This is a genomic window from Saliphagus infecundisoli (assembly GCF_020177375.1).
Lineage (GTDB): Archaea > Halobacteriota > Halobacteria > Halobacteriales > Natrialbaceae > Saliphagus > Saliphagus infecundisoli.
Genome location: NZ_JAIWHV010000001.1, coordinates 555,033 through 577,958 on the forward strand (window position 1 = coordinate 555,033; position 22,926 = coordinate 577,958).

At 68.0% G+C, this 22,926-nt stretch carries 22 protein-coding genes; 11 read left to right on the forward strand and 11 right to left on the reverse strand.

Annotated elements, in window-relative coordinates:
- The first annotated feature begins 47 nt into the window (after nucleotides 1-47).
- Both LCF40_RS03090 and LCF40_RS03095 read left to right on the forward strand, forming a co-directional pair.
- Nucleotides 48-1,412: a TIGR00341 family protein gene (locus LCF40_RS03090; RefSeq protein ID WP_224827309.1), complete on the forward strand. Its 1,365-nt coding sequence runs from the start codon at nucleotides 48-50 to the stop codon at nucleotides 1,410-1,412.
- 132 nt (nucleotides 1,413-1,544) lie between these two features.
- Nucleotides 1,545-1,721, forward strand: a complete 177-nt coding sequence (locus tag LCF40_RS03095) for a hypothetical protein (protein WP_224827310.1) — start codon at nucleotides 1,545-1,547, stop codon at nucleotides 1,719-1,721.
- A 95-nt stretch (nucleotides 1,722-1,816) separates the two neighbouring features.
- Here LCF40_RS03095 and LCF40_RS03100 read toward each other — a convergent pair whose 3' ends face one another.
- Nucleotides 1,817-2,209, reverse strand: coding sequence for a universal stress protein (locus LCF40_RS03100; RefSeq protein WP_224827311.1), 393 nt, complete (start codon nucleotides 2,207-2,209; stop codon nucleotides 1,817-1,819).
- Between the two features lie 96 nt (nucleotides 2,210-2,305).
- Here LCF40_RS03100 and LCF40_RS03105 point away from each other — a divergent pair, with 96 nt between their 5' ends.
- Entirely contained in the window at nucleotides 2,306-3,142 is an 837-nt protein-coding gene (locus LCF40_RS03105; RefSeq protein ID WP_224827312.1) for a proline dehydrogenase family protein, read from the forward strand.
- A gap of 44 nt (nucleotides 3,143-3,186) precedes the next feature.
- On the forward strand, nucleotides 3,187-3,960 hold the full coding sequence (locus LCF40_RS03110; protein WP_114575745.1) for a DUF502 domain-containing protein: 774 nt from the start codon (nucleotides 3,187-3,189) through the stop codon (nucleotides 3,958-3,960).
- 12 nt (nucleotides 3,961-3,972) lie between these two features.
- Here the strand turns inward: LCF40_RS03110 and LCF40_RS03115 are convergent, their stop codons facing one another.
- The 5 genes from LCF40_RS03115 to LCF40_RS03135 form a co-directional block, all read right to left on the reverse strand.
- Entirely contained in the window at nucleotides 3,973-4,902 is a 930-nt protein-coding gene (locus LCF40_RS03115; protein WP_114575744.1) for a branched-chain amino acid transaminase, read from the reverse strand.
- A 99-nt stretch (nucleotides 4,903-5,001) separates the two neighbouring features.
- Nucleotides 5,002-5,691: a 3,4-dihydroxy-2-butanone-4-phosphate synthase gene (ribB, locus tag LCF40_RS03120; protein ID WP_224827313.1), complete on the reverse strand. Its 690-nt coding sequence runs from the start codon at nucleotides 5,689-5,691 to the stop codon at nucleotides 5,002-5,004.
- The gene (locus LCF40_RS03125) at nucleotides 5,688-6,395 is read right to left on the reverse strand and encodes a CTP-dependent riboflavin kinase (protein WP_224827314.1); all 708 of its coding nucleotides are present in this window, start codon (nucleotides 6,393-6,395) and stop codon (nucleotides 5,688-5,690) included. Before LCF40_RS03125 ends, ribB begins: the two co-directional genes overlap by 4 nt.
- 66 nt (nucleotides 6,396-6,461) lie before the next feature.
- Nucleotides 6,462-7,472, reverse strand: a complete 1,011-nt coding sequence (gene twy1, locus LCF40_RS03130; protein WP_224827315.1) for a 4-demethylwyosine synthase TYW1 — start codon at nucleotides 7,470-7,472, stop codon at nucleotides 6,462-6,464.
- Between the two features lie 59 nt (nucleotides 7,473-7,531).
- Nucleotides 7,532-7,837, reverse strand: coding sequence for a hypothetical protein (locus tag LCF40_RS03135; RefSeq protein WP_224827316.1), 306 nt, complete (start codon nucleotides 7,835-7,837; stop codon nucleotides 7,532-7,534).
- Between the two features lie 296 nt (nucleotides 7,838-8,133).
- On the opposite strand from LCF40_RS03135, the gene LCF40_RS03140 reads away from it, so the two are divergent.
- The gene (locus LCF40_RS03140; RefSeq protein ID WP_224827317.1) at nucleotides 8,134-8,397 is read left to right on the forward strand and encodes a DUF7968 family protein; all 264 of its coding nucleotides are present in this window, start codon (nucleotides 8,134-8,136) and stop codon (nucleotides 8,395-8,397) included.
- 12 nt (nucleotides 8,398-8,409) lie between these two features.
- On the opposite strand, the gene LCF40_RS03145 is transcribed toward LCF40_RS03140, so the two are convergent.
- A complete protein-coding gene (locus LCF40_RS03145; protein ID WP_224827318.1) occupies nucleotides 8,410-9,096 on the reverse strand; it encodes an HAD-IIB family hydrolase in 687 nt (228 codons plus the stop codon).
- Nucleotides 9,097-9,271: 175 nt separating this feature from the next.
- Between LCF40_RS03145 and LCF40_RS03150 the strand changes: the two genes are divergently transcribed.
- The gene (locus tag LCF40_RS03150) at nucleotides 9,272-11,353 is read left to right on the forward strand and encodes a hypothetical protein (RefSeq protein ID WP_224827319.1); all 2,082 of its coding nucleotides are present in this window, start codon (nucleotides 9,272-9,274) and stop codon (nucleotides 11,351-11,353) included.
- Between the two features lie 39 nt (nucleotides 11,354-11,392).
- Here LCF40_RS03150 and LCF40_RS03155 read toward each other — a convergent pair whose 3' ends face one another.
- Both LCF40_RS03155 and LCF40_RS03160 read right to left on the reverse strand, forming a co-directional pair.
- Nucleotides 11,393-11,530, reverse strand: coding sequence for a DUF7503 family protein (locus LCF40_RS03155; protein WP_198667809.1), 138 nt, complete (start codon nucleotides 11,528-11,530; stop codon nucleotides 11,393-11,395).
- 304 nt (nucleotides 11,531-11,834) lie between these two features.
- Nucleotides 11,835-14,723 carry an oligosaccharyl transferase, archaeosortase A system-associated gene (locus LCF40_RS03160; RefSeq protein ID WP_224827320.1) on the reverse strand — a complete coding sequence of 963 codons (2,889 nt, stop codon included), beginning with the start codon at nucleotides 14,721-14,723 and terminating at the stop codon, nucleotides 11,835-11,837.
- Between the two features lie 86 nt (nucleotides 14,724-14,809).
- Between LCF40_RS03160 and aglG the strand changes: the two genes are divergently transcribed.
- Nucleotides 14,810-15,745: a glucosyl-dolichyl phosphate glucuronosyltransferase gene (gene aglG, locus LCF40_RS03165; protein ID WP_224827321.1), complete on the forward strand. Its 936-nt coding sequence runs from the start codon at nucleotides 14,810-14,812 to the stop codon at nucleotides 15,743-15,745.
- On the opposite strand, the gene LCF40_RS03170 is transcribed toward aglG, so the two are convergent.
- Nucleotides 15,742-16,653 (reverse strand): glycosyltransferase family 2 protein, encoded by a 912-nt coding sequence (locus tag LCF40_RS03170; protein WP_224827322.1) that lies wholly within the window; start codon nucleotides 16,651-16,653, stop codon nucleotides 15,742-15,744. The two genes, aglG and LCF40_RS03170, sit on opposite strands and share 4 nt — an antisense overlap.
- Nucleotides 16,654-16,736: 83 nt before the next feature.
- Between LCF40_RS03170 and LCF40_RS03175 the strand changes: the two genes are divergently transcribed.
- The gene (locus tag LCF40_RS03175) at nucleotides 16,737-17,459 is read left to right on the forward strand and encodes a phosphocholine cytidylyltransferase family protein (protein ID WP_224827323.1); all 723 of its coding nucleotides are present in this window, start codon (nucleotides 16,737-16,739) and stop codon (nucleotides 17,457-17,459) included.
- Entirely contained in the window at nucleotides 17,452-18,696 is a 1,245-nt protein-coding gene (locus LCF40_RS03180; RefSeq protein ID WP_224827324.1) for a CDP-glycerol glycerophosphotransferase family protein, read from the forward strand. The genes LCF40_RS03175 and LCF40_RS03180 overlap by 8 nt, the downstream gene beginning before the upstream one ends.
- Before the next feature lie 29 nt (nucleotides 18,697-18,725).
- Here LCF40_RS03180 and LCF40_RS03185 read toward each other — a convergent pair whose 3' ends face one another.
- Complete coding sequence (locus LCF40_RS03185; RefSeq protein WP_224827325.1) at nucleotides 18,726-20,150, reverse strand: sulfatase-like hydrolase/transferase; 1,425 nt, start codon at nucleotides 20,148-20,150, stop codon at nucleotides 18,726-18,728.
- A gap of 141 nt (nucleotides 20,151-20,291) precedes the next feature.
- Between LCF40_RS03185 and LCF40_RS03190 the strand changes: the two genes are divergently transcribed.
- Both LCF40_RS03190 and LCF40_RS03195 read left to right on the forward strand, forming a co-directional pair.
- A complete protein-coding gene (locus LCF40_RS03190) occupies nucleotides 20,292-21,371 on the forward strand; it encodes a glycosyltransferase (protein ID WP_224827326.1) in 1,080 nt (359 codons plus the stop codon).
- 105 nt (nucleotides 21,372-21,476) lie between these two features.
- Nucleotides 21,477-22,901 (forward strand): sulfatase, encoded by a 1,425-nt coding sequence (locus LCF40_RS03195; RefSeq protein WP_224827327.1) that lies wholly within the window; start codon nucleotides 21,477-21,479, stop codon nucleotides 22,899-22,901.
- Nucleotides 22,902-22,926: the final 25 nt, after the last annotated feature.

Below are 22,926 nucleotides of genomic sequence, written 5' to 3' on the forward strand. Positions count from 1 at the left end.
GTTGGGGAAGCCGTGAGTTTATTCGATTCATGGGACAAGGAGGCGGCATGCGCCTCGTACAGATCCGGATCGCAACGGAGGTGAAAGAACGCGTTCTCGACACGTTCGACGAGGAGAACATCGAGTACGTCATCGCCGATGAAGGCGGCGACGGCGACGGGGTTATCGCCTACTTCCCGCTTCCCGACGGTGCAGTCGAGAAGGTGTTAGACCGGCTCCGGCGGGACGGGCTCGACGAGGACGCGTTTACCGTCATCACCGACATCCAATCGGCGACCACTCCGGCGTTCGACGAACTCGAGAGCCAGTACACCCAGGGACCCGACGACGAAGTCGGGCTCTCACACGCGACGTTGCGGACGAACGCGAGGGAAGTCACGCCCAGCCGGACGCTGTTCGTCACGTTCGCCGCGCTCAGCGCCATCGTCGCGGCCGCCGGACTCGTCCTCGATTCGGCCATCGTCATCGTCGGTGCGATGGTGATCTCGCCGTTCGCCGGGTCCTCCCTCTCGGCGAGCGTCGGAATGGTGATCGGGGACCACAGATCGGTCCTCGATAGCTTCAAATCCCAGCTCCTCGGTCTCGGCGTCGCGATCGGGAGTGCGACCGCTGCAGCGGCCGTCTTCAGATGGGGGTATCTCGTTCCGCCCCGACTCGCCATCGAGAACATCTCGCAGGTCAACGCCTTCTCGATCCCGATCGTGCTCACGTTCGTCATCGCGATCTTCGCCGGGGCCGCAGGCGCGCTCGCGCTCGCGACCGATCTCGACGTCTCGCTCGCCGGCGTCGCGGTCGCCGCGGCGATCGTTCCGGCTGCTGCGGCCATCGGGCTCGGTATCGTCTGGGCGAAACCGTCGCTCGCGGTCGGTGCACTCGTCCTCCTGGTGATGAACGTTCTCCTGATCAACGTCTCCGCGTTCGTCGCCCTCACCCTGTTCGGCTATCGCTCGTCCTCCTCGAGCCGGCTCCGGGATCACCTCCGATTCGATCTCCGGTCGACCGCATACGCGATTCTGGCTGGCGTCGTTCTCGTCGTTCTCGTCGCGTCGGTCGTGAGCACGATCCAGTACCTGATCCTCGTCGAGACTGTCAACCACAACGTCGACGACGTGCTCACCGAGGAGGAGTATCGCCACCTCGAGCTCATCGACGTCCAGACCGATTACAGCGGGGACTCCCTCTACCCCCGGAACAGCGAGGGCACCGATAGCGTCACCGTCGTCGTCGGCCACCGGACGACCGGGGAGAACCCACAGCTCTCGGCGGCACTACAGCGCCGAATCACGGCGGACACGCCGGGAACGGTCTCCGTACGCGTTCAGTTCGTGAACTACCAGGTAACGAACTCGAGTTCCGAGCGCGGATCGGATCGACGCTTATCCGGACACCGCATCACCGCTCGAGCCGCGTGAGTTCCCGATCACGCCCCAACCGGGTTCGTCGGCCGCGACCGTCGTCGTGGCCACGAACGCTCGGCTCTCCGCGAGGGGTCCCCGCTGACGAAGGCCGGAGCTACTAACGACGGGGCTCCCGACCAACACCCGATGACCGGCGGGGGAGACGACGATGTTCCGGCGTCACAACCCGATCCGACGATCGGCGAAGATGGCCGCCTCGAGGCGCTCGCCCAGTGGGTCTACCTCCATGGCTCCCGGGGCGTCCTCTCGGCGCTGTTGCTCGGCGTCGTCTTCGTCGCCTGCCCACCGGGATCTGCGCCATAACCCCGGCGGTTCGGGGATCGAGTTCCCGACTCCTCCCGTACCGACCGTCACGAGCCGGGAGCGCGACCGTCTCGAATCGGGTACGGCCGCCGGACTCACCGCGAGGGGCCGACGATCGTTACCGGCACCGGCGAGCCACGGGCGACCGCCTCGGCGACGCTCCCGAGCAGCATCCGAGAAACCCCGGATCGGCCCGCGCTCCCGATCACGATCTCGTCCATCTCCTCGGCGGCGGCGACGATCGTTTCGGCGGGCGTTCCCGAAGCGACGCGGGTCCCGATCTCGGTTCCGTGGTCGGCGGCGAGATCCGCGATCGGTTCGAAGAACTCGGGGTCGCCGTCGGCGCGTTCGCCCCCGTAGTGGGCCTCGAGTTCGTCGACGACGTGGATCGCCGTCAGTTCGGCGTCGGGAAAGACCTCGAAGGCGTATTCGACGGCGGCGATCGAGGGCTCGGAGCCGTCGACCGCGAGGAGGATCCGGCGAGTCATGGGCGGCGATAGGGTCCACTCCGGCTAAAATCCCGGGTCCGGCGACGGCGGCCCGATCCGACAACGCCCTTATAACAGGCGTCCGAACGCTCCGGTATGCTCCCGCCGATCGCGAGCCGGTTCGTCGCCGGCGAGTCGCCCGCGACCGCGCTCCAACGGACCCGCGAGCTAAACGACCGGGACGTCGGCGCCATCCTGAACCGCCTCGGGGAACACTACGACGAGCCCGAACCCGCGGCGGAAGACGCCGCGGCCTACCGCCGGCTCGTCGGCGACATCGCCGACGGCGGCCTCGACGCCTGCATCTCGATCAAGCCCTCACAGCTCGGTCTCGATCTCGGGGAATCGCTCTTTCGAACCCATCTCGAGGACGTCGTCGCCCGCGCCGCCGATCGGGGCGTCTTCGTCTGGATCGACATGGAGGATCACACGACGACCGACGCGACGCTCGACGCCTTCGAGGACCTCGCGCGCGAACACGACGGCGGGGTCGGCGTCTGCGTCCAGGCGAACCTCCGGCGGACCCGCGAGGACGTCGAACGCCTCGCGGGGGTTCCGGGGAAGGTCCGGTTCGTCAAGGGTGCCTACGATGAACCCGCCGAGATCGCCTACACCGACGGCGAGGCGATCGACCGATCGTACGAGGAACTGCTCTCGTACGCGTTCGAGCAGTACGAGGGGGGGATCGCCGTCGGCAGCCACGACCCCGCGATGATCGAGCACGCGACCGATCTCCACGCAACCCACGGCACGCCCTTCGAGATCCAGATGCTGATGGGCGTCCGCGAGGAGGCCCAGTACGACCTCGCCGCCGACTACCCCGTCTACCAGTACGTCCCTTACGGCGACCGGTGGCTCTCCTATTTCTACCGGCGGCTTGCCGAGAAGACGGGGAACCTCCGCTTTGCCCTGCGGGCGATCCTCGGCCGGTAGAAGGGAAGCGCTCATAATCCCGTGGCGTGAGGCTGACGACATAGATGTCCTCGTGGAAGCGGGATTTCGCGAGCGGGCTCGTCGTTCTCGGCCCGATCCTCGTCTCGCTGTACCTCCTCTTCTGGCTCTACGGCTTCGTCGCCGGCTTCACGCCCGCGGTCATCCTCGATGCCGAGGCCCTCCAGTGGTTGGTCCCCGGCAGCGGCGACCAGGCGGCCCAGACCCGCCGACAGCTCGCCCAGTTCGTCCGGGTCACGACGGTTCTCGTCGTCTTCGCCGCGCTCACGCTCTCGATCGGCTACCTGATGCGGACGACCGTCGGCGGGCTGGCCGAGCGGATGGTCGACGACGTCGCAAACCGGGTGCCGGGGCTGCGGGTCGTCTACAACGCCTCGAAGATGGCCGCCGAGACCGCCTTCGGCGAACAGGACTCGCTGCAGGAACCGGTCAAGCTCGAGGTCTGGGAGGGGCTGCGGATGACCGCCTTCCGGACGGGAAAGACGACCGACGACGACCGCGAAGTGCTCTTCCTGCCGACCTCGCCGAACATCACCACTGGCTACGTCATCGAGGTCGAGCCCGACCGACTCATGGAGATCGACGAGGACGTCGAGGACGCGCTCACCCGGATCCTCTCGGCGGGCTTCGGCGACGCCGACAGACACGGCGGGATGGACGCCGGCGTCCCGATCGACGTCGTCGACGACCGGGAGTCGGCCGCGGCCGTCGCCGACGGCGCGGTACGCGAGGGAACGATCGACGCCGGCGAGAGCACCGATCCCGGCGACGACGGAGGCGGAGGCAGCACCCGAACGTGACGGCCGGTCGTCTCAGACGTACGTGAACCAGTCGTCGTACCCCTCGGCCTCGCCCTCGACGATCTCGAAGAACCGCTGCTGGATCTCCTCGGTGACCGGGCCGCGGGTACCCTCGCCGATGACGACGTTGTCGACCTTCCGGATCGGGGTGACCTCCGCCGCCGAACCCGTAAAGAAGAGTTCGTCGGCGGTGTTGAGCTCGCCCCGCGAGAGCGAGGCGGTGTCGGAGACGGTGTACCCCAGCTCGCGGGCGATTTCGATCACCGAATCGCGGGTGATGCCGTCGAGGATCGACTCCGAGAGCCCGGGGGTGTAGATGGTGTCGTCGCGGACGAGAAAGAGGTTCTCGCCGGGGCCTTCCGCGACGTTGCCCTCCTTGTTGAGCACGATCGCCTCGGCGTAGCCGTTCCGGCGGGCCTCCTCGCCCGCGAGCATGCTGTTGACGTAGAGGCCGGTGGTCTTGGCGTTCGTCGGGATCTGGCTCGAGGCGTGTTTGCGCCAGGATGAGACCATCACCTCGATCCCCTCCTCCAACGCCTCCTCGCCGAGGTAGGCGCCCCAGGGCCAGACCGCGATCGCGGTCCGGGTCGGGCAGTCGCCCGGGCTCACACCCAGGCTCTCGTAGCCGTAGAAGGCGATCGGGCGGACGTAACAGGATGCGAGGTCCTGGCGCTCGATGAGTTCGGTCGTGGCCTCGGTGAGTTCCTCGAGGTCGTGATCGATCTCCATCTCGTAGGGTTTGGCCGACTGGAACAGCCGTTCTATATGCTCTTCCCACCGGAAGAGCGCGGGGCCGTCGGCGGTGTCGTAACAGCGCGCGCCCTCGAAGACCCCCGTGCCGTAGTGGAGCCCGTGGGTGAGGACGTGGATTTGGGCCTCGTCCCAGGGCACGAACTCGCCGTCCATCCAGATCGTGTCGACGTCCATCTCCTCGAATCCCATGCTCTAACGGTTCGGGGAGGTCCTCTTTATGATTGCGGGACCGGTCCCCGTGGAGGTCGCTACGGAGGACTCGCGAGCTCGCGGGCGAGAACGGCCCGTCTATCCCAGTCGGTCGGCGATCGTTCGCCCCTCGAGATAGACCAACCCGTGGCGGTCGGCGTACGCGCGGGCGTCGGCGGGCGCGAGGGCGCCGCCGGTCTGGTCGTCGAGCATCTCGCAGACAACGACCGCGGGCGAAAGGTCGGCGGCCTCGGCGAGGGCGATCCCGAGTTCGGTGTGGCCCTCGCGTTCGGAGAGCCCGCCGCGGGCCGCCCGCAGCAAGTGGACGTGGCCGGGGGCGCGGAACTCGCTCGCGAACTCGGTCTCTCGAGGGGCGCTCGCGGCCTCGCCGAGCGCCCGGATCGTCAGCGACCGATCCGTGTCGGTGATCCCGGTGTAGGTGTCGCGGTGGTTGACCGTCAGCGAAAAGGACGAGCGGTCGTCGTAGGCGACGTCGTGGCCCTCGGTCGCGGGGTGATCCACCGTCTCGCCGTAGAACGGGAGCTCGAAGGCGTCCGCGACGGCATCCGAGAGGGCGACACAGATCAGCCCGCCGGCATCGTTTCGCATCCGGGCGACGGCCTCGGGGGTGGTCGCGCCCGCGGGGTAGATCAGGTCGGTCTCGCCCTCCCGGTCTTCGGCGTCGTGGACGCAGACGGGCTCGCCCGCGGCGAACGCCTCGAGGGCGGCCGCGAGCGGGTCGCCCCCCTCGTGTTCGCCCTCGCCGACCTGCCGGTGGCGTCGGGTCATGGCTCGGCCCCGACGCGGATCGTGAGACGGTCGCCGTCGGCGAGATCGAGTTCCTCGCGGAGCTTCGCGGGGGCGATGAGTTCGAGCTGGTCGTCGTCGTGGTGGGTTCGCTCGGGGGCGATCGTGTGGGCGCCCTCGTAGGCCTCGCCGCCGGCGGTTTCGACGCGCGCCGGCCGGCAGACCGCGGGGCCGTACGTCCGCTCGTCGTCCTCCCAGCCCTCGATCGGGACCGGGTCGAGCCCGCTCTCTGCGCTCCGCCGGCGGACGCTCTCGCTCTCGAGATCGACGTTTAGCGTGCCGGGAAACGGCTCGTAGCCCAGTTTCTCCTCGAACTGCTCCTGGTAGCCCGGCAGCGAGATGTAGTGGCGGCCCTCGCCCATCCCGCTCGTGACGACCCCCTCGAGTTCGAGCTCGGGGTCGCGCTCGAAGATCCGCCGGTAGGCCTCGTATTCGCTTCTGAGGCTCCGTTCGCCGCTCTCGGTGATCGCGACCCACTGGCCGTCGCTTACGGTGTCGCGGTCGATCAGGTCGGCGCCCTCCAGGCGCTGGAGACGCCGGGAGGCGGTCTGGTTGGAGGCGTCGAGGCGGGAGGCCAGCTCCGAACAGGAGGTCTTGACGTCGCCGGCGAGCCCGCCGTCGAGCGCGAGGAGCTTGAGGACGGCGAGCTCGTCGGGGCCGACGGCGGCCGCCGCGGTCGCGTTCATGGCCGCGGCTTCGAGCGGGCGTGGCATAAGCGTACCGGATGTGGGGAGCGTACCGATTATGGGACGCTACTCGGCCCAGAACTCGCTTCCCTTCTTCAGCTTCGGAACCCAGGTGTCGGCGGTCTTCGAGAGCAGGGCGACCCGGGACGCGGGGACTTCCTTCACCTCGTCGTGGTCGGGCATGTGCTCGCCGACCTCCTCGGCGAAGGCGACGACGTCCTCGTGGTCGGGCATCGACGACCGGTCGAGACGGCCCCGGGAGTGGCCGACGTGCATGTACGCCTTCAGCTCGACGAAATCCGGTTTCGCCCGGCGATAGAAGCCGGCGTACCAGTCGGGGCTGTGCATGTTCTCGCCGTCCACAAGCGTCGTCCGGAGGACGGTCCGAGTTTCGTCCTTCGCGGCGAGAACGTCCATCGTGTCGATCAGCTTCTCCCAGGCGTCCTCCTCCATCGCGCCGACCACGTCGTCGAAGGTGTGGCGCTCGGGGGCGTCGACGCTGACGTACAACTGGGTGGGATCGCACTCGGCGAGCATCTCCGGACGGGTGCCGTTCGACACGAGGAAGGTAGTGATCCCCCGGTCGTGGAACGCCTCGATCAGCTCCGGTAGATGGGGATACAGCGAGGGCTCGCCGTCGAGGCTGATCGCGACGTGGCGGGGTTCCATCGACTCCTCGAAGACCTCGCGGGGGACCTCGTCGTTGCCCCCGAAACCCGACAGCAGCTTCTTCTGGAGTTCGAGGGAGGCGTCGACGACGGCTTCGGGGTCGTCCCACTCCACGCCGTCGAGTTCGTAGGCGTGGCCGTTGTGATCGCGCCAGCAGAAGACACAGCGCTCGTTACAGCGCACGACGGGGGTCATCTGGATGCAGCGGTGGGACTCGATACCGTACCAGATGTTCTTGTAGCACTTTCCCTCGCCCCGGAGGGCGTTCGCCGTCCAGCCACAGGTCTGGGCCGCGGTGTGGTTCTCGCTGTGGTAGTCCGGGCTCGAGACCTGGGCCGGCCCGTCCTGGCCGCCGTCGGTGTCCGGGCCGGCTCCCGACCCGGCATCGCGGTCGGCGGAGTCGCTCATTGGACCCGCTTGCACCGGCGCCGACAAAAGGCGTGTGGTGTGGTCGCCGTCGCTCGCCGTCACTCCCCGTTCGAGCCGGGGCCGCCGGGGAGCTCTCCCGGCTCGGCCGGGCCTTCATCCTCGAGGACGACCTCCCGCTCAAAGCCGTAGAGGACGAGCCCGGTGTTGCCCGTCATGATCACGCCGGTCGTCGGTGCGGTGGGGACGAACGCGTACAGCGAGACGCCGGCGGCGGCGGTCCCGCCGGCGACGACGGCCCACAGCAGCGGTCGGGGGACGCCCTTCTTCTTCGCGTCCCGCCGGACGTACCAGAAGAGCGCCACCGACGCCGCGAAGCCGACGAGGGCGACCGCGGTCGATGCCATACCGGGGGTCGGCGCGCTCGGCGCAAAAGCGTTCCGCGTGAGGCCGACGCGTCGTCGTCTCCACTCTCTTTCGGGCCCGGCTTTCGTGCGAGGGCAGCCGTTTTTTGCGCCCGGCAGGCCAACGACCGCTCATGCCCGGAAACCACGAGTGCCCTGTCTGTGGCGACGTCCTCGACTCCGAACGCGAACTCGAGGAACACGCACTGGAGGAACACGAGCGCAACCTGAACAACAACCGGTAGTCCGCCGGCCGTGCCGGCAGAAGGCGTTTCTCGGTCGGTCGCGAAGGGAACGCGATGAGCGACCGCGACGGGGTGGCGGCGACGGTCGTCGTCTCCTACGGCCCCGCGGCCGACGGGATCGGGGACGCCCTCGGCGAGCCGAGCTACCGGCGATACCTCCGGCGGGCCCACGAGGGGCGGGTCGCCGCGGGCGAGGAGTGGCCGGAGTTCGTGAGCCGGGGCTGTGGCTCGAGGGCAGAGGTCGTCCTCCGGATCGAGCGCGTCGAGAGCGGATCGCGGATCGGCGAGGACACCGCCGTCGAGTTCGTCCCCCGATAGTCGTCCCCGGGTTCACTCCCCGCTCGCGCGAACGCGCTCTACGACGGCGAGGGTGCCGTCGGCGTGTGTCTCCTCGAGGACCTCGTCGGCCGCCTCGCGGGCGTCAGCGTCGGCGTTTGCGACCGCGAAGCTCCGGGAGACGACCTCGAACGTCGAGACGTCGTTGATCGAGTCGCCGACCGCGACCGCCTCCGCGACCTCGATACCCGCGGCCTCCCCGAGCGCGAGCAACCCCTGGCCTTTCGTCACCGTGGGATCCTTGACGTGGTAGGCGTAGCCGGTGTCGATCACCTCGAGGCCGTAGTCGGCGGCGATCGCCTCCAGGGGGTCGCGGGGCTGGTCGCGGTTGATCGCCACCTCGGTCGCCCGCCAGCGGTTGATCGTGTCGTCGCCGCCCCAGCCGGCGGCGTAGCCCGCCTCCCGGTACTCCTCGAGGACGGCCTGGGCGGCCGCTCGGTCTGCCGTGACGGTCACCTCCTCGCCGGTGTAGACGACGCCGCCGTTCTCGGCGACGGCGATCTCGGGAATCGCCAGGAAGTGACAGAGCGCGATCGGGTAGGGAAAGGCCTTCCCGGTTGCGAGCACGACCGGCGCGTCCCATTCGAGGAGGGGGTCGAAGATCCGGGGGTCGATCCCGAACCCCTCGGGGCGGGTGAGCGTGCCGTCGATGTCGAGGACGAGCGGCGGGTCCGAAGCCATTTGCCCCGGGTTCGGTCGCTCGGGCCTAAACCCTCGCGGTCGGCGTCGTACGAACGGCTCTCGCGCCGGCTCACTTGTCCCCGCCCGGTCGTTAACCGAAACTGGTATGTATCTCCCGGCGGCGGATAGTTTTTGGTGGTCCGAACGGTATCGGGGGGTAACAAGGACCGGTGGCATGGTGATCGAATTCGACGGCACGACGGAGCCCGCAGGGCTCGAGATGTACGATCCGATCGAGCAACGGCGACTGCACATCCGAACGCCGGAACCGGCCACGCCCCGGCCGATCCCGGAGACGGAGTTCTGTTTCCCGGTTGACACGGCCTGTGCGATCGAGACGGAGTCCGTCGTCTTCGACCAGAAGTACTCCGTCGACGTCCACGACGGCGACGGCCGGTGGGAGAAGGGGTTGAAGGCCGGCGAGACGATCCATCTCGGGGCCGACGAGCAGTTCGTCGGCCTGGGTGGGCCGATCAAGGTCTACTGTCGGGTTGCCGGCGACGCCCGGCTCGAGGCCGGGATCAACTCGATCCGTCTCGAGTTCTCCGAGCCGACCGACGTCGAGATCGGCGCGCGCTCGCTCCATGAGAACCCCCACGGGACGATCACCACGCCCGACGACCCCGAGTCGATGATGAGCGCGGTCTCCGCGTTTTCCTCGGCGCTCAAGACGACCTCCCCCGAGCGGTCCTGGCCGACCCTTCGGGGCCACCCTCCGCTGATCGAGCGCGGGCCCGAACTCGACGTCCCCGACCCGATCGAGCCGATCGAGACGCCGGTGACGATCGAGGTGCCCGCGACCCACCGGAACGTCTACACCGTCGCACCCCTCGCGTTCTACCTCGGCGCCGACGTCCGGCCCGGCGGCGATCCCGCGATCGTCACCGACCGCGACCGCTACGAGCTCGGCGTCGGGATCTCCCTCGAGGACGACGTCGCCCGGACGCTCAAACACGTCTTCCTGCTCGACTGTCTCGTCCGCATGAACGGGCTCTTCCAGTACGACCTCTACGAACGCTCGGCCCTCGACGGGCGGCTCCCCTTCTCGCTCAGTGAGACGTATCGCGCGTCGCTTACCGAACGGCTCGATCGCTACCTCGACGTTCCCGTCGACCTGCTGGAGCCGTACGTCCCCCGCTGGTCGCTGACCGCCCACGTCCCCTCGATTCCGGAGGGCATCGAGGTCCTCCCGTTCGTGGTCAACGAACTGGGGATCGTCCGGGAGCCAAGCGGACAGCGCGTCGAGTCGGTCGCAGACCGGCCCGCCGGGGAGGCCCAGCTCCTCCGCTCTGCGGGCACCGCCCGCGCGCCGGTGTTCACGCCCGGGGAGGACGACGGGCTCGACCTCGTCGAACCCGACGTCACCGGCGAGTCGATCGAACACGCCTGGTTCGGCTCGCAGGTCCCCCGTGGCGCCTCGAAGGGGACCATCGAGGCGTTTCGAAGCCAGCTCGAGCGCGGCGAGCGCAACCGCTCGATCGAGATCCTGCTGGTCTGCAACGACGCGCGGATGATCGAGGAACATGACGTCCTGGACGATACCTACGGCGCGCGCGAGACCCTCCCCTTCGACGTCCACTCGGAGTTCGGCGTGACGACCGACGAACTCGCCGATCTCTTGACCGACGGCGGCTACGACTTCCTCCACTACATCGGCCACGCGACCCCCAACGGCCTCCGGTGTTCCGACGGCGAACTCGACGTTCGGACGCTCCCCTCGATCGACCTCGGCGTCTTCTTCCTCAACGCCTGTCGCTCCTACGAGCAGGGGTACGCGATGGCCGAGCGCGGCGCCTTCGGCGGCGTCGCCACCCTCGCCGACGTCGCCAACGAAGGCGCCGTGGAGATGGGCGAGACCATCGCTCGGTTGCTGAATTTGGGATTCCCGCTTCGTGCGGCCCTTGAACTTGCACGGGAGACAACAGTTTTGGGTAATCGGTACTTGATCGTCGGGGATGGATCTACCGATATTGCTCAGACCGACGGAGGAGCGCCTACTGTCGTCAAGATAGAAGAGCAAGGTGATGTCTACGATGTTGTCCTTCGGACTTATCCCACCAAAGAACTCCCCGTCGGAACAGTCAGCAGCCCAAATATTGAATCAAATATCGAAAAACGCCTGACTCCATGCGATATGGAACTTGGGACTATAGAGCATCCGAGGCTCAGCGAGTATCTTCTGTGGATAGACGTCCCAATCTTACACGGCAACGAGTTGATCTGGAACGAGAACCTTACTTCGATTGATTTCCTGTAGCAGGCAACCGGCTTCAACTACCTATCATCTGGCTGATCTTCACGGACCGGGATTTGAAGAGACAGCTCCTGCTGCCACCGATCCAGCCTGGCTGAGCAGCAGCATCACGGTGAACAGCGCGCCGATCATTCGGGGGTTCGATTCGATGTACGCCTTGAGGTCGTCTTTTGCTTCCATCGCACTCTAACAATAATTTCCTTTGGTAATCAACTTATCTAAAAGTTCCAGAGGGATTATTTAATAATTGTAGGCATAGAGAAGACGATTCGTCACCGGGTTATCGGATTTACTTGCTCTTTCCGTATAATGATTTGGGGGGATATCGCCGGTCTGGAGCCCTCGCTGTGTACTCTTGCCGTTCGACATCTCCGATGGATCCGACGGCTGGAAAGTCCGTCAATCTGAACCCCTTCGTACCAATCCCGCCTGTCGGAGAACGTCGCGCGCGCGGCGGCGGTTCCGACACCGGGTCGTGCGTGGGCTACCGCGCCCTCGCCGGCAGCCGGAGGTCGGCGGTGTCGTCCGCGGAGTCGTTCTCCCCGTCGCCGCTCTCGTTCCCGTCGTCCACGCTCACGCCGACCGGCTCGCCGTCGGCCGTCGTCTCCGCGGTCGGATCGGGGACCGTCTCGCCGCCCGCCTCGAGTTCGACGTCGATCCCCTCGCCCTCGACGACGGCGGTCTCGGGAACGGCGGTCTCCCCGACGTAGGCCTGCTCGACGCTCCCGTTCTCGCCCGCGGTGCCGACGAAGACCTCGTAGTCGCCGGTCGCCTCGACGTTGCTGTTCGTGTAGCCGTCTTCGGTACCGAGTTCGTCGGTCGTCGCGTAGGGGACCGTCAGCTCGAACGACCCGTTCTCGACCTCCGCCTGCTGGGTGTAGGTGAAGTTTCGGCCCGGGCCGGTCTCGAGTTCGACCGTCGCGTAGGCTGTCGCGTTCGCCGGGGCGTCGTCGACCGATCCCGTAAGGGTCGCGCCCTCGACGCGCTCGAAGGTCTTCACCGAGGAGACGACGTGGGACTCGATCCCGAAATTGGTGGGTTCGCCGGCCACACGGGCCGTGGCGTACCGGTCGTAGAACGAGCGGGTCTGGGCGTTCCACTCGCCCGAAAGCGGCGTGCCGTCCATGAGCCGGAGGTTGTCGAACCGTTCGGAGTCGAAGTACGTCGAGCCCTCGTAGGCCGTACTCCAGACGGCGTAGTCATTGTTCTCGTAGACCAGCCGGTAGCCTTCGAGGCCGCTCGCGTCATCGAGATACAGCGAGGCGAGCATCGTGTCGTAGTAGTCGTCGGGCGCCGCGAGCAACCGCTCCTCGCCGTCGACGGTGTACTCGCCCTGGCCGAAGTAGCTCCCGTAGCTCGGGCCCGCCCACCGGGTGATCGGGCCGAACTTCCCGCCGGCCATCTCGTCGTCGATCATCACGTACCGCATCTCCTCGTCGCCCGCCTCCACGGACTCGAGTTCCTCCGTCGGTCGGTCGACGACCGGCTCGCCCGCGGAGATCCCGTCCAGAACCGCCTCGCCGCGGCGTTCGGACTGGGCGGTCAGGAAGGCGGCAGCCGAGCGCGCGTTCTGCTGGAAGGGGTTCGCGTGGGGGATCCGCTCGCCCTGGACGGTTATCAGGTGGCCGTAGTCCCACCACGACATCACGCCGTAGGCGCCCTCCGGGTAGTCGAAGTCGCCGTCGGCGGGGCGGTCGTAGACGCCGTAGTACTCGAGTTCGTCGGCGTTGCCGGCGCCGCCGTAGTTGCCGGGCTCGGGGCTGTTGCCCTGGAGCCACTCGTTTGCGCCGTCCCAGACCATCGCGTCGGAGTGGGGGCCGGTGTGGTCGCCGGCCTCCCAGGCCGTCGTGTCCGCGAGCGGCAGCGCGATCGGCGCGAACAGCAGGACGACCACGAGCACGACAGCGATTGCCTGGTAGGTCTCGATCGACGAGAGGGTCTCCCGGGGGTCGGCGTCGAACTCGACGCGGACCAGGCGAGCGACGTCGGCGACGAGGACGGCGTTGCCCGCCGCGACGGGCAGGGCGAAGTAGTAGAAAAAGCGGACCTGGGTCATCGCCATGCTCGTCAGGAACGCGGCCCAGACGATCACGAGGGTGTACTCCGCGCGGTAGGGCCGTCCGGTCAGCGGCCGGGCGAGCAGGAGCGCCAGCCCCGCGAACATGGTGTAAAACGCCGTTCCGAACTCCTCGACCGATCGCTGGCGGAAGTTCTCGGGGGGCTGGGCCTCCGAGATCGTCAGCGTGCCCGTCGAGGGATCGATCGGGAGCAGCCGACTCGTGAGGTTGCTCACGAGCGTCTCGTAGACGTCGGGGAGGACGACCGCGAGCGCGGCCAGCCCCGCGGCGGCCAGCCCCGCGACGGCGACCGGGTAGAGCCGCCGGTCGATCCCCCGACGGTCCCAGCCGCGGGCGAGAGCGGCGAGGAAGACCGATCCGGCGGCGACCAGCGCGGCGGTGATCGGCTGGAGGTAGCCGAAGCTCGTGATGCTCGTTCCGGGCTCTTCGAGCAGCGCCAGCGTCCCGACGGCGGCGGTCCCGAGCGCGACGACGCCGACGAAGGCGACGTGGTCGGGGGAGACGCCGCGAACGTAGTCCACGACGAGATGGATGCCGAAGAAGACCCCGACGATCCCGATCAGGACGATCCCGGAGGGCCAGACCCAGATGTAGCACGTCAGGGCGATCCCGGCGGCGACCGCGTAGAGGGTCGGGGTCCTGAGCCCCCGCCAGTCCCGATCCAGGAGCTGCTCGTAGACGGGCTTGTGGCGTTCGGCCACCCCGAGGGCGACCATCAGCGCGAGCACCGCGACGGCCATGAACAGCACCTCGCCTGCGGTGTGGTCGAGCTGGCCGGCCGTCGTCCGCCGGAAGAACTCGCCCGAAAAGAGCGCGAGCAGGAGCACCGAGACGACGCCGCCGAGTCGTCCGCCCAGCCGGCGCCCGACGAAGTAGATCGGGACGGCCGTGAGCGCGGCCATCGCGGGAACGATCAGCAACGAGACGAGATACAGCGTCTCCGTCGAGGGATCGCCCAGCCCGGCGACCATCGCGACGGTGACGATGATCTGGTCGAACAGCGTCCCGAACTGGCCGACGTACCGGCCGGTGGGAAAGCCGGTCCAGACCTCGAACGGCATCGTATGCGGGTAGTGTTCGGCGGTCCACTGCACCGTCCGCCAGTGGTACCACGGATCGATCCCCGCGAGAGCGGGCTCGCCGTCGTTCGTCAGGAACCGTTCGTACGAGCGAGCCCGCGAGCGAAACATGAAGCCCATCGCGAGCGCGACGACGATCAGCGGATACTCCTCGAGCACGTCCACGATCCCCGCACGGACGGATCGCCCGTCCGTGCGGTCGGCGTCGCCACCCATTGGGGCCACACAGCCCCACGCCGAGAATAAGTCTTCCCATACGCCGACGGAAACGCTTATTCCTGCCCTCTGGCAATCGCCAGTCGATGGAAGTCTCCGTCGTCGTCTGTACGCACACGATGGAGCGCTACGACGTCTTCGCCGACTGCCTCGAGAGCGTGCTCGCCCAGACGTACGAGCCCCTCGAGGTGATCGTCGTCGTCGACGGCAACGAGGCGGTCTACGAGCGCGCCCGCGAGGAGTTCGGCGGGCGCGAGGGACTCTCGATCCACCGGAACGAGGAGACCCGCGGCGTCTCCTACAGCCGGACGCGGGGCGCCGAACTCGCCTCCGGGGAGGTCGTCGCCTTCATCGACGACGACGCGGTCGCAGAACCCGACTGGATCGCCGAACTCGCCCGGGTGTACGACGAGGGGACCGTCGCCGTCGGCGGACGGGTCGTCCCCGACTGGGTGGAGGGAAAACCCGACTTCTTCCCCGCGGAGTTCTACTGGCTCGTCGGCTGTGACGAACGCGGGATGGGCGAGCACATGGAGGAACTTCGCAACACCTACGGCTCGAACATCTCCTTTCGGCGCGAGGCCTTCCTCGCCGTCGGCGGCTACGACGGCAACACCGGACGGAAGGGCGACCGTCACATCCAGGCCCACGAGGCCCCGGTCTGTATCCGGCTCCGGGAGGCGACCGGCCGGGGCGTGATCTACAACACGCACGCGAGGGTCAACCACACCCTCTTTCCGTATCGTGGGGACTTCCGCTGGCTCGTCGCCCGCTCGTTCTGGCAGGGGTACTCCAAACGGATCATGGACCTCCTGCTCCCCCAGGCCGCCGGCGACAAGGGTGACTACCTCCGCCAGCTCCTTGGCCGGTTCGTCCCGATGCGTGTCCGGGACCTCCTGGAGGAGCCCACGGTCCCGAAGCTAAAACAGCTGGTCGCGATCCTCGTGTTCACGGCGGCGGTCGGCTTCGGCTACCTGTACGGGCTCCTCCGGGCGAGCGACTCGCTCGTCGGCGAGGACTAACGGGAGTCGAGTTCGGGCGGCCCGGACCGCGAGCCCTCCCCCGAGTCCCGGCGGGCGGCGAGGTACTCCCGACCGTAGCCCAGTCCCCTGACGCCGACCATCGCCTTCGCGAGCGCGCCGAAGGCCAGGCGGTCCTCGAGGGGCAGACTCCGATCCGGTGACTTGACGCCCGTCGGTCGGGGCGGAACGCCCGGGGTACCGTAGCGCTCGGGATGGTAGCGCTGGAGCTGACAGAGCCCGCGGCCGACGCGGAAGTCCTTCCGTACGAGGGCTGGAAGGGAGTCCCGGACGGGGTGGAACATCGTGACGTCGCTCGCGAAGTGCATCTCGTAGCCTGCGTCGTGGACCCGGTTTCCGAACTCCTTGTCGCCCCCGGAGATCAGCCGGTGGTCGAAGAGGCCGACGTCCTCGAACACCTCTCGGCGGACGAACAGACAGCAGGTCGGGGCGAACCCCTGACGTTCGACGTACTGCTCGACCGGGAACCCCGTATGGTGGTCGTAGCGGGCCACGAGCGAGGGGGTTTCCGGGAGCGTGAGTTCGACGGTACAGCCCATGTAGTCGGCGTCCGCAGACCGGAACGTAGCGAGCGCCGATTCGAGCCAGCCCTCGGGCACCGTCATATCGGCGTCGACGAACGCGAGCACCTCGCTTTCGGTGTTCCGGACGGCGGCGTTTCGGGCCGCGTACGACGACTGGATGCGGTCCTCGCGGAGGTGTGTGACCGACCCCTCGGAGGCGTACCGGCGGATCACGTCCGGGGTCTCGTCCGTCGAGGCGTTGTCGACGACGCAGAGAGGCGCTCCCCGGTCGTCGGTCTGGGGGCGCAGCGACTCGACCGTCGTCCGTACTCCCTCGGGATCGTTGTAGACGGGAACGCAGACGGCGACCGATGGTTCGTGATCCATACGACGATTCACCCGTCGAGAGCACGGCCTCATCAAAAAGCCCATTGGTAGCTGCCTCGAAGACGGAGAGAACCCCTCTCTCAATGAAACAGATCATACTCGCGGCCGGGAAAGGCACCCGGCTCCGGCCGCTGACCGCCGACGACCCGAAACCGCTCGTCACGGTTTCCGACGGGGACTCGATCTTCGACCTCACCATGGACGCATCCGAACGCGTCGGATCGATCCGGGAGGCCGTTGTCGTCGTCGGCTACGAGGCCGATTGCTTTCGCTCGGCCGTCGGCGCCCGCTCCGGGGACGTCCCCATCTCGCTCGTCGAGAACGAACGCTACGACTCCACGGGGCCGGTCCACTCGCTCTCGCGGGGGATCGAGGCGGCCGGCGACGGCGACTTCGTCGTCCAGAACGGCGACACCATCTACGGCCCCGACGCCCTGCGCGCGGTCACGGACTCCGACGCCGACGGAATCTACCTCGCCGTCTCCCCGGCCGAGGAGTTCTCGCCCGACGACATGAACCTGACAATAGAGGATGGCCGCCTTGCGGAGGTCGGCAAGACGATCTCGGGCGAGCCGGTCGCCAAGTCCGCCGGCCTCGTCGCCGTCCGCGGGGCCGCCTCCCGCGAGGCGTTCGACGACGCGGTCGAGACCCTCCTCAAGAGCGAGTCGCGGGTCTACTGGCACGACGTGTTGAACGAACTGACCGCTCGAGGGATCGGGGTCGAGACCGTCGAGGTCGATGCCGACTCCTGGTCGGAGATCGACACGGTCGAGGATCTTGAGCGGGCGCGGACGATCCATGGCTGACCCGATCGACCGGCTGACCGGGAGCCGGACGGTCGGCCGCGCCGGCCGGGCCGCCACGACCGGAGCCGCCCGGCTGGCAGGGAGCCGCGAGGACCTGTACGTCTTCGGCTCGAACGCGGGGGAGTTCTACGCCGACAATGCCAAGTACCTCTACGAGTGGGTGCTGGCGAACGAACCCGACGTCGAGGCGGTCTGGATGACGAAGAACCGGCGGGTGTACGACGACCTCCGGGCGGCGGGCAAACCGGTCGAGATGGTCCTCTCGCGGACGGGGATCTCGACGCTGCTCCGGGCGGACACCGGCTTTTTCACCCACTCGACGGCGGACATCGCCCCCGACACCGCCCTCGTTCCCGATTCGCTTCGCCTGGTCAACCTCAGACACGGCGAGTCGGTCAAGAACACCCAGCTCTGCCCGTCGAACCCCGAACTGGTCTCGCCGGAGAAGGTCGCCCAGTCGCGGCGGTGGCGGGCGAGCGGGGTCACGATCGCCGCGACCTCGCCGTTCGTCGCGGACGTCCAGCGGCGGTGTCTGGGCGTCTCCGAGGACCAGCCCGTCGTCACCGGCTACCCGCGCCACGACCCACTCTGGACCGGCGGCGACCGGGGGGCCTCGGCGCGGCTCGCCGACCAGGCGGGCTTCGATCGCGAACGGACCGACGAGACCGTTCTCTACGCGCCGACGTGGCGCCAGTACGATCCGGTCCGTGCGAAGGACTGTTACACCGAGTTCCTCCCCTTCGAGGACCTCGCCGCCGACGACCTCTCCTCGCTGCTCGAGCGCCACCGTGCGGAGCTATTGTTCCGGCCCCATCCCCACGACCTGGCGAGCGACCGCGTCCACCGCCGCCTGGCCGAGATCGAGGGGGAGGTCCCCCGCGCGAGCGTGCTCGGTCCCGACGACGTAAACGACGTCTACGAGATCCTCCCCGCGGTCGACGTCCTGGTGACCGACTACTCCTCGCTGTACCACGACTACCTCCCCCTGGATCGGCCGATCGTCCTCGTTCCCTACGACGTCGAAACCTTCGCCGAGGAGGTCGGCTTCGTCTACGACTACGAGGAGCGGGCGCCCGGTCCGCGGGCCACGACGTGGGCGGCGTTCGAACGAGCCCTCGACGACGCCCTGTCGGGCGAGGACGGCTACGGCCCCCGGCGGGAGGACCTGCGGGATCTCCTCTACGAACACCAGGACGGGGAGGCGTGTCGCCGGTTGATCGACCGACTCCGTTCCTGACTCCGATGACGGGTCGGTTTCGACCCGCGTTATGCGTATCCCAGCGATTCGAGCCGCCCCATCGCGTCCTCGGAGATTTCGTCTTCGATCTCGGACGACCGGTCCTCGGCCACCGCCCGCTCCTTGACGGCGGTGATCTCCTCGGAGAAGTGCTCGAGCGCCCAGCCGGGAACCTCGACGTCGGTCTCGAGTTCGGTCTGCGAACTCGGGGCGTCCGGGTCGATCTCGAACCGTCGGCTCCGTCCCTGCGAGTCCCACTCGACCTTCTCGGTCCCCCGGTAGGCACACCGGATCATCCGGTCCCAGTACTCCAGGTCCTCCTCTTCAAGGTTGCCCCGGTGGGACGAACAGATCCCGACCGTCTCGGCCGCGATCGACTCCCGGAAGACGTCGGGCGTCTCGCCGTTGGCCAGCCCGCAGATTAGCCGCCGGAGATCGACGTGGGAGAACAGTCCCTCCTCGATCCGGTCGTAGCCCGCAGGCGGATTGACGAGCACGAACGGGACGTGGAGCAGTCCCTCCGAGAGGCTGCTCGTGTGTTTGTAGAGGCCGTCCTCGGACGGGTAGCCGACGTTCTCGCCGTGGTCGGCGGTGACGATCACCGTCGTCTCCCGGTCGGTCGATTCCCGGAGGTGGTCGATGTATCCGCCGATCACCCGGTCGGTGTACTCGACCTCCGCGGCCATGAGCCGCCGAAGGTCGCGGAACTCCGCCTCGAACCGTTCGGGATCGTCGGCGAGGTTGACCTCCCAGTCGTCGAGGCCGAACGACCAGTCGGCGGGGAGGCCGTGGATCGACTCGTCATAGGGAAGCCGCGGGGACCGGGGGCCGTGGGTGTCCATCACGTTCGCGAAGAGGAAGAACGGCTCGTCGGCGTCCTCGAGGAGCCGTTTCGTGCTCCGTGCGATCGCGCGGGCGCCGTCGTCGAGCGGGCTGGCGATCCCGACCCGCGGGAGCGCGTAGTGGACCTGGTTTGCGACGCCGTTGGCGAGGCTCTTTGCGGGGTGGTCGTGGCCGGCGACCGTCCGCGCGAACGCGAGGTACTTCCGGACGCCCTCGCGGTCCTCCCGGTCGTGCCAGGCAGGGACGTCGAGCCCCTCGTTGAACACCGTTCCCCTGCTCACGTCGATGAAGGAGTCGAACAGCCGGTCGAACCCGAACTCCGATCGCGCGTAGGCGTTCGCGGAGACGCCGATCGCGGTGTGGTCGGGGAGGTCGCCGATCACGGTCTCCGCGCGATCGAGCCCGAAAAACGAGGGGTTGTGCGAGTGGATGCCGTGTTCGGAGGGGAGCGTTCCCGTGAACATGCTCGCGTGGCTCGGCACGCTCCAGCAACTCGCCGCCCGGGCCCCCTCGAAGGAGACGTCGGCCCGGCGCCGGATCTCGCGTGCGTACTCGTCGAACAGGTCCTTTCGGGCCGTGTCGAGACAGACGAGGACGACGTTCCGGCTCATACCGGGACGTGGCCCCGAGAATCCAAATAGACCACGGTCGCGTCCTCACTCCGCGGGATCGCTCGAGGGCGTGCTCCGTGCGGGCCGAAGCCGAGCGAACCCAAACCAGTTATGGGCCCGTACGCCGATGAGCAGTAGACGATGGGCCACGTCGCAGTGTTTCTGACTTCGATGGGGATCGGCGGCGCCCAGCGCGTCGCGTTCAACCTCTGTTCGGGTCTCGTTCAGAACGGCCACACGGTCGATCTCGTTCTCGTCTCCGCCGAGGGGGACCTTCTCGAGGAACTCCCCCCGGAAATCTCGGTCGTCGGGCTCGACGCCTCGCGGGTGACGACCAGTGCCCTCCCGCTCCGGCGATACCTCCGGGCGCGGGAGCCCGACGTCCTCTACGCGATGATGACCGAGATCAACGTCGCCGCAGTCGCCGCACACCGACTCGCCGGGGTCGGGACGCGGCTGGTGGTCAGCGAGCACAACATGCCCTCGGCGAGCGCGGACGGGATCAAAGACCGGCTCGCGCTCCGGCTGGCGGCTCTGGCGTACCCCTACGCCGACCGGACGGTCGCGGTCTCACGCGGGGTCCGCGAGGACCTCCGCCGGGTCGTCGGCGTGGAGGCCACGGTGATCCACAACCCCGTCGACGTCGAGCGGATCAGGCGCCGCGCCGGCGAGCCCATGGACCACGACTGGTTCGCAGACCCCTCCCTCTCGGTGGTGACGAGCGCCGGCAGACACGTCCCCCAGAAGGGGTTCGACACGCTCCTTCGCGCGTTCGCCGCCCTCGCTGACGACGACGCCCGGCTCGTCCTCCTGGGCGAGGGCGAGCAACGGGCGGCGCTCCGGCGGCTGGCCGACGACCTCGCAGTCGGTGAACGGGTCGCGTTTCCCGGCTTCGTCGACAACCCCTTCAAATATATGGGACGGGCCGACGCGTTCGTCCTCTCGTCGTGGTACGAGGGGTTCGGGAACGTCCTCATCGAGGCGATGGCCTGTGGGACCCCCGTCGTCTCGACGGACTGTCCGAGCGGCCCGAGCGAGATACTCGAAAACGGCACCTACGGTCCACTGGTCCCCGTGAAGGATCCCGACCGGATGGCGGGGGCGATCGACGAGGTGCTCTCCGACCCGCCCGACTCCGAGGCGCTCTCGATGCGCGCCGACGAGTTCTCGATCCCGGTGGTGACGGCGGCCTACGAGGACGTGTTCTTCGGCGAGGAGTAGCCCCGTCGGCCGTCTCGGGGCCATCGAACCGGATTCGTGATTCTGGCGGGACTCGCCCCCGCCTCGAGTGGTGGGCTTTTTGCGCCCCGGCGCGTGCGATGGGCCATGGAGCGGCCCAACGTCCTCTGGATCACCCTCGAGAGCGTCCGTGCGGACCACACGCCGCTGTACGGCTACGGCCGGAACACGACTCCGTACCTCCACTCGCTGTGCGAGCGCGAGGACGCGACCCTGTTCGAGAACGGGATCGCCGCCTCCATCTGGACGCCGCCGTCGTCGGCGTCGATGCTGACCGGAACCCACCTCTCGACGCACGACCTGGGAACCGACGGGAAAGCCGGGTACAAGATTCCCGACGGCCTTGAGACGCTGCCCGAACGCCTTTCCGAGGCGGGCTACGAGACGGCGCTGTTCTCCTCGAACTCGTTTCTCTCGGCGGCGACGGGTCTCGATCGGGGCTTCGACTACTCGAAATTCGTCCGGATGACGCCCTCGAACTTCGCCGGGATCGACGAGGTGGCCAGGGATAGCTGGCGCTGTCTGTTCGATCGGGTCCTCGCGAACCCGACGCTCGATCTGGGGAGGCTCCGGCAGGACGTCCGCGACGGAAAGAACGACCTGGTCCGGGATCAGGCGAGGCGCTGGCTGAAGCGTCGGTGGTCGGGCACCTCCCCTTTCTTCGCGTACGCCCACGTCTTCTCGCCCCACCACCCCTACCTCCCGCCCAGCCGGTATCTGGACGCGTATCCCTCCGACGCCCCTCTGGACGTCGAGGAGGCGTGTTCGCTCGTCTCCGACCTCTATGCGGACGGCGAGGAGATGACCCGGCGGGTCGCGACCGGTCTCGACCTCACCGACGGCGAGTGGGAGGCGATCCGGTCGCTGTACGACGCCGAGATCCGCTTCGCCGATCGGACGACCCACGAGATCATCGAGACGGCCCGGTCGCGTTCGGATCGCGATCTCGTGATCGTGGTCACGGCGGACCACGGCGACCTGTTCGGCGAGTACGGACTCCTCAGCCACGACCTCGTCTGTCACGACGGGCTGGTCAAGGTCCCGATGGTCACGGCGGGAATCGACGACATCGCCGACGGACCCAACGAACTCTCACAGCACGTCGACCTCTCCTATACGATCGGCGCGCTCGCCGGTGCATCCACCGAGGGGTTCGAGGGCCGCGACCTGCGGGAACCGGGTCGACGGTACGCGATCAGCCAGCGCGGTGTCGCGGACCTCGAGGCCTACCGGGAGCACGACCCCGACTTCGGCTCCGAGTTCTTCGAGGACCCGATCACGGCCGTCCGGACGACGGAGCACAAGTACGTCACCGACGGGCGATCCGAGCGGCTGTATCGGTTGCCCGACGAGTCCCAGGACCGACTGGCCGACGAGCCCGAAACGGCGAGCGAGCTCGCGGCCGTCCTCGAGCGGGAGGGAATCGAGTGGTCCCGGGGCGACGACGGCGAGCGATCGGAGTTCGACGACGAGACGAGAGGCCGGCTCCGCGACCTCGGATACATACAGTAGGTCCCGGGCCGGCCGACCGACGCCA